The organism is Streptomyces sp. NPDC020801 (genome assembly GCF_044334385.1).
Taxonomy (GTDB): Bacteria; Actinomycetota; Actinomycetes; order Streptomycetales; family Streptomycetaceae; genus Streptomyces.
Genome location: NZ_JBIRST010000016.1, coordinates 209,135 through 215,575, shown reverse-complemented (window position 1 = coordinate 215,575; position 6,441 = coordinate 209,135). Strand labels below are relative to the sequence as shown.

Sequence of the window (6,441 nt, the reverse complement as noted above, 5' to 3'; positions counted from 1 at the left end):
CGGGGGGGGGGGTGGGGGGGGGCGGGGGGGGGGGGGCGGCCCGCCCCCCCCCCCCCCCCCCCCGCCCCCGGGGGGGGGGGGGGGGGGGGGGCCCGCGCCCCCCCCCCCCCCCCCCCCCCCGCGTCCTTGTTCCCGGTCTTCCTCCGGTCTTCCTCCGGTTTCCTTTCGATCTTCTTCTGGTTCCAGTCCGGCCTCTTCCGGTTTCTTCGGATTTCCATCCGCTTTTCTTCGGATTTTCTTCGGACTTGCCTTGACAGTCCCGTCCCGCACCCGGAGGATCGCCTCGTGAACCTGTCAGACAGCCAGACAGGTGGCCAGGTGCCCCGGCGTGTCAGCGCGATGGAAGCGGTACTCACCCACCTGCGTGGCGCCATCGAGCGCGGCGAGTACGCGATCGGCGACAAGCTGCCCTCCGAAGCCGAGCTGTGCCGCACCCTCGAGGTCTCCCGGCCCGTGCTGCGCGAGGCGCTGCGCGCGCTGCAGACCATGGGCCTGACCGTGTCGAGGACGGGCAAGGGCACCTTCGTCGTCGCGAGCGCGGTGGAGGACCCCACGTTCGGCGACTACGCGGCCAGCGACCTGCTGGAGGTGCGCCGGCACATCGAGATCCCGGTCGCCGGCTACGCGGCGCGGCGCCGCACGCCCGAGGACCTGGACCAGCTGGTCCATCTGCTGGAGCGGATGGAGCAGGAGACGGACACGACCTCGTGGGTCGCCCTGGACACCCTGTTCCACCTCTCGGTCGCCCAGGCCGCCCAGAACCCGGTCTTCCGCCGGGTCATCGAGGAGATCCGGGACGCGCTGGCCCGCCAGTCGGCCTTCCTCAACGAGCTGGGCGGCCGCCGCGAGCAGTCCAACCTGGAGCACCGGGCGATCGTCGAGGCGCTGACCGGCGGCAGCGAGCGGGACGCCGTACAGGCCATGTCCCACCACCTCGACCGCGTCGAGACGACCCTCACCGACATCGTTCGCTCCGCGGGCGCCCCCGTGGAAGGCGGACCCGAGGCATGAGCGAACAGCAAGTCGCCCGCGCGTGCACCCCGCGCCGTCCCACCACCTCAACCCACCAGTGATGCAGGCAGTGATGTACAGCAGTCCCCCCGCGCAGGCACCCCTCGTCCGCGAACCCCTCCACGCCCCCGTCGCCCACCTCGTCCGTGGCGGGGTGATCGAGGGCGTCCACTACGGCTCCGTCGTCGTCCTCGGCGCGGACGGCTCGGTCGACGTCCGGCTCGGCGACATCGAGGCCGCGTTCTACCCGCGCTCGGCGCTCAAGCCCCTCCAGGCCGTGGCCATGGTGCGGGCCGGGCTGCCGCTGGCGGACGACCTGCTGTCACTCGCCGCCGCCAGTCACTCCGGCGAGGAGCGCCACCTCGCCGGCACCCGCCGCATCCTCGAACTGGCCGGCCTGACCGAGGACGACCTGCGCAACGTCACCGACCTGCCGTTCGACCCGGTCGTTCGGGACGCCTGGGTGCGCGAGGGCCGGCTGCCCTCCCGGCTCGCCCAGAACTGCTCCGGCAAGCACGCGGCCATGCTCTACACCTGCCGGCTCAACGGCTGGTCCCTCGAGGACTACCTTGACCCGGCCCACCCCCTCCAGCAGGCCATCGCCGGGATCGTGGAGGACCTGACCGGGCAGCGCATCGCCCGGGTCACCGTCGACGGCTGCGGCGCGCCGCTGTTCTCCGTCTCCCTGCACGGCCTCGCCCGCGCCGCCGCCCGGATCACCACCGCCGCACCCGGCACCCCCGAGGCTCGGGTGGCCGACGCGATGCGCGAGCACGCCGAGATGGCGTCCGGCTCGGGCCGGGACGTGGCCGCGCTGATGCGGGCCGTCCCCGGACTGCTCGCCAAGGACGGCTTCGAGGGCGTCCAGGTCGCCGCGCTGCCGGACGGCCGGGCCATCGCCGTGAAGATCGCCGACGGAGCGAACCGGGCCCGGATCCCGGTCGCCGCGGCCGCCCTCGCCCGGGCCGGCGTGGATGCGGCCCTGCTCACCGAGTTCGCGGGCGAGCCGCTGCTAGGCGGCGGCGAACCGGTCGGCAGCATCCTCCCGGTGCGCGCACTCGACCCCGCCCCGGTGCCGGCCCGCGCGTGATCACGAGGTGGGCCGGCCGGGGCGTGCCGGCCGGACGGAGTACGCGGGCCGGACGGAGTGCGCCGGCCGGGTGGAGTGCGGGGGTCGGGCGGAGTCTGCCCGTGGGCGCCGGCCCTCGGGGCGGTTGCGCGTCGGCCGCCGCACGACGGCTCGACGCGGCCGTCGGCTCCGTGGAACCGGACCGGCCGCGCGCCGGGCCATGCCCGACCGGCTCGTCCCGCCGCCGCTGCTGACGTGGCCCGGCCGGCCGCGCGCCCGCCTCCACGGTGCCGTTCCGTACGGCCGGCCGGAGTACGGCGCCGAGGCGCCCGCCTCGTACGGCGACGAAGCCCCGCCGACCACGCCCTTGCCTGCCAGCGGGCCCGTCCCCGTCCCCGTCCCCTGGAACAACCCTCACCTCGCCCACCCGAAAGAGGACCGCACCCTCATGACCGCCGCCACCCGAAGCGAACACGACCTGCTCGGCGACCGTGACGTCCCCGCTGATGCCTACTGGGGCGTCCACACCCTGCGCGCCAGGGAGAACTTCCCCATCACCGGCACCCCGATCTCCGCCTACCCGCACCTGATCGACGCCCTGGCCGCCGTCAAGGAGGCCGCCGCCCTCGCCAACGAGGAACTGGGCCTGCTGGAGCCGGGGAAGGCCGCCGCGATCGTCGCCGCCTGCCGTGAGATCCGCGACGGCAAGCTGCACGACCAGTTCGTCGTGGACGTGATCCAGGGCGGCGCCGGCACCTCCACCAACATGAACGCCAACGAGGTCGTCGCCAACCGGGCGCTGGAGCTGCTCGGCCACGCCAAGGGCGAGTACCGGCACCTGCACCCCAACGAGGACGTCAACCTCGGCCAGTCCACCAACGACGTCTACCCGACCGCCGTGAAGATCGCGACCGTGTTCGCGGTGCGCGGGCTGCTCAAGGCCATGGCGGTCCTCCAGGACACCTTCGCCCGCAAGGCCGTGGAGTTCCGCGACGTACTGAAGATGGGCCGCACCCAGCTGCAGGACGCGGTGCCGATGACGCTCGGGCAGGAGTTCTCCGCCTTCGCCGTCATGCTGGACGAGGACCGCAGCCGGCTCGCCGAGGCCGTCGAGCTGATCCAGGAGATCAACCTCGGCGCCACCGCCATCGGCACCGGCCTCAACGCCCCCGCCGGATACGCCGAGTCGGCCCGCCGCCATCTCGCGGCCATCACCGGGCTGCCCCTGGTCACCGCGGCCAACCTGGTCGAAGCCACCCAGGACTGCGGGGCGTTCGTGCAGATGTCCGGCGTGCTCAAGCGGATCGCCGTCAAGCTCTCCAAGAGCTGCAACGACCTGCGCCTGCTCTCCTCCGGGCCGCGCGCGGGCCTCGGCGAGATCAACCTGCCGCCGGTGCAGGCCGGTTCGTCCATCATGCCGGGCAAGGTCAACCCGGTGATCCCCGAGGTGGTCAACCAGGTCGCCTTCGAGGTGATCGGCAACGACGTCGCCATCACCATGGCCGCCGAGGCCGGACAGCTCCAGCTCAACGCCTTCGAGCCGGTCATCCTGCACTCCCTGTCGGAGAGCATCACCCATTTGCGCAACGCCTGCCTGACGCTCGCCGAACGCTGCGTGGCCGGGATCACCGCCAACACCGAGGTGCTGCGCGCCACGGTCGAGAACTCCATCGGCCTGGTCACCGCGCTCAACCCGCACATCGGGTACACGGCCGCCACCGACATCGCCAGGGAGGCCCTGGCCACCGGTCGTGGCGTTGCCGAACTGGTCCTGGAGAAGGGCCTGTTGCCGGCCGAGCGGCTCGCCGACCTGCTGCGTCCCGAGGTCGTCGCGGGCAGCGCCGCTCCGGCGGCCTGACCCGGATGCGCGCCGGGACCGGCCCGGGGGCAGAATAGTGATCATGGCAGTTCCCCCGTCGTCCCCGACCTTTCAGCCGATCCTGGAGCGCATCGCCGAGGAGGTCGAGCGCACGCCCGGCCGCGGGCGCCCCGCCGGCTACATCCCGGCGCTCGCGGCCCGCGACCCGCGTGCCTTCGGCATGGCCGTCGCGGAGCTGGACGGCACGGTGTACGGGGTCGGGGACTGGCAGGAGCCGTTCTCGGCGCAGTCCGTCACCAAGGTGTTCACCCTCGCCCTCGACCTGGCCCGCGAGGGCGACGCACTGTGGGAGCACGTGGGCCGTGAGCCCTCCGGCAACCCCTTCAACTCCCTGGTCCAGCTGGAGTACGAGAACGGCATCCCGCGCAATCCGTTCATCAACGCCGGCGCCCTGGTGGTCACCGACCGCCTCCAGACCCGTACCGGCGACGCCGCGGGTGAACTGCTGCGCTTCCTGCGCGCCGAGAGCGGCAACGCGGACCTGGACTTCGACCAGGAGATCGCCGCCTCCGAGACCGCGCACGGCGACCGCAACGCCGCCCTCGCCCATTTCATGGCGTCCTACGGCAACATCGACAACCCGGTGCCGGTCCTGCTGGAGCAGTACTTCCGCCAGTGCTCGATCGCTGCCTCCTGCGCCGACCTCGCCCTCGCCACCACCTTCCTGGCCCGGCACGGCATACGGGCCGACGGCACCCGGCTGCTCAGCCGCAGCCAGGCCAAGCAGATCAACGCGATCATGCTGACCTGCGGCACGTACGACGCGGCGGGCGACTTCGCCTACCGCGTCGGACTGCCCGGCAAGAGCGGCGTGGGCGGTGGCATCATCGCCGTCGTACCGGGCCGGTGCACGCTGTGCGTGTGGAGCCCCGGACTGGACGAGCGGGGCAACTCGGTGGCGGGCGTGGCGGCCCTGGACCGCTTCACGACGCTCACCGGACTGTCCGTGTTCTGACCCCGCACACCCCGTGCGCCTTGTGCCGGTCACCTGATCACGCGGCCGTCACGCGCAGGCCTCCGCCCGGCAGGCGGCCGGACGATTCCCGGCCACCCGGTGTTGACACGCTGCCCGAGTGTTGGCCATGGCTCTTCCCGTCGATCTCCGCCGCTGCCAGGTACTCGGGCTGGCCGGCACCGCCTGCCTCGCACTGGGCGGTGAGACGGCCGGGGCGCTCCCGGTCCGGGAACTGCCGGCCCCCGCCTCCGTCCAGGCCGCCCTCGGTCTGGTCGGCGTCTACTTCGGCGTCGTCCTGCTGATCGCGGCCTGGGCGCTGCTCGGACGGCTCGTCCGCAGCGCCCGGCCGCCGGCACCGCGCGCCCTGCTGCTGGTGCTCGCGGTCTGGGCGGCCCCGCTGCTGATCGCGCCACCGCTGTTCAGCCGGGACGTGTACAGCTATCTGGCGCAGGGCGCGATGGTCGACGCGCACATCGACGTCTACGCGCACGGCCCCGCCCGCCTCGGCGGCCCGCTCGCCGGCGAGGTCGCCCCGCTGTGGCGGCACACCGCGGCCCCGTACGGCCCCGTGTTCCTCGCCGTCGCCTCCGCGCTGTCCGGCCTGACCCGGGGACAACTGCCCGCCGGACTTCTCGGCATGCGGCTGGTGGCGCTGCTCGGGGTGGCGCTGATGGCGGCCGCGCTGCCCCGGCTCGCCCGGCACAGCGGCGCCGACCCGTCCGCCGCGCTGTGGCTCGGCGCCCTCAATCCGCTGGTCCTCCTGCACCTGGTCGCCGGCGCGCACAACGACGCCGTCATGCTCGGACTGCTGGGTGCCGGACTGGTCGCGGCACTTGGCCGGTGGCCGGTCCTCGGGGCCGTGCTGGTCACACTCGCCGCCCTGGTCAAGGCGCCCGCCACGCTCGGCCTCGCCGCGGTCGTCCTCCTGCAGATGCGCGGGGGGCGGCGCGCGGCCCGGGCCGTCCCGACCACGGTGGCGGCTACGGTCGCCACCACCGTGGCCGCGACCGCCGCCGCCGGCACCGGCTACGGCTGGATACGGGCCCTCAGCACCCCGGTGTCGGCGCAGAACTGGGCGCTCACCAGCCTGCTCGGCCGCGCCACCGGCGCCCTTCTGGCGCGGCTGGGCAGCGACCTGGCCCCGCTGGCCGTTCCGGCATGGCACCTGCTGGGCCTCGTGGGCACCGCGGCCGCCGTGCTCGTCATCTGGGTACGGCTGCGACCGCGCCCGGTGTACGCGCTCGGCCTGAGCCTGGCCGCGGTGGCCGCCTTCGGCCCGGCCGTCCGCCCCTGGTACGCGCTGTGGGGCCTGTTCCTGATCGCCGCCGCCGCGCCCGACACCCCGGCACGGCACCGCACGGCGGCCCTGACCGGTGCACTGGCGCTGGCCGTGCTGCCGAGCGGCGCCCCGCCCGGCACCGGGCAACTCGTCCTGGCCGTCTCCGGCGGCGCGCTCGGCGTGGTCGCCCTCTGGCAGGCCCACCAGGCCGCCCAGGCCCCGGCCCTGGGACGTACGGCATGAGGGCG

The 6,441-nt window shown here is 74.0% G+C and carries 5 protein-coding genes; all 5 read left to right on the top strand.

The window, feature by feature from the left end; all coding sequences use genetic code 11:
• Positions 1-339: 339 nt before the first annotated feature.
• The 5 genes from ACH4UM_RS29340 to mptB all read left to right on the top strand — a co-directional run bounded on the left by ACH4UM_RS29340 (position 340) and on the right by mptB (position 6,436).
• Positions 340-1,011, top strand: coding sequence for a FadR/GntR family transcriptional regulator (locus ACH4UM_RS29340; RefSeq protein WP_398185618.1), 672 nt, complete (start codon positions 340-342; stop codon positions 1,009-1,011).
• A gap of 73 nt (positions 1,012-1,084) precedes the next feature.
• On the top strand, positions 1,085-2,101 hold the full coding sequence (locus ACH4UM_RS29335; RefSeq protein WP_398185585.1) for an asparaginase: 1,017 nt from the start codon (positions 1,085-1,087) through the stop codon (positions 2,099-2,101).
• A 427-nt stretch (positions 2,102-2,528) separates the two neighbouring features.
• Positions 2,529-3,938 carry an aspartate ammonia-lyase gene (aspA, locus tag ACH4UM_RS29330; protein ID WP_398185615.1) on the top strand — a complete coding sequence of 470 codons (1,410 nt, stop codon included), beginning with the start codon at positions 2,529-2,531 and terminating at the stop codon, positions 3,936-3,938.
• Positions 3,939-3,981: 43 nt separating this feature from the next.
• A complete protein-coding gene (locus ACH4UM_RS29325; RefSeq protein ID WP_398185582.1) occupies positions 3,982-4,914 on the top strand; it encodes a glutaminase in 933 nt (310 codons plus the stop codon).
• 127 nt (positions 4,915-5,041) lie between these two features.
• The gene (mptB, locus tag ACH4UM_RS29320) at positions 5,042-6,436 is read left to right on the top strand and encodes a polyprenol phosphomannose-dependent alpha 1,6 mannosyltransferase MptB (protein WP_398185579.1); all 1,395 of its coding nucleotides are present in this window, start codon (positions 5,042-5,044) and stop codon (positions 6,434-6,436) included.
• Positions 6,437-6,441: the final 5 nt, after the last annotated feature.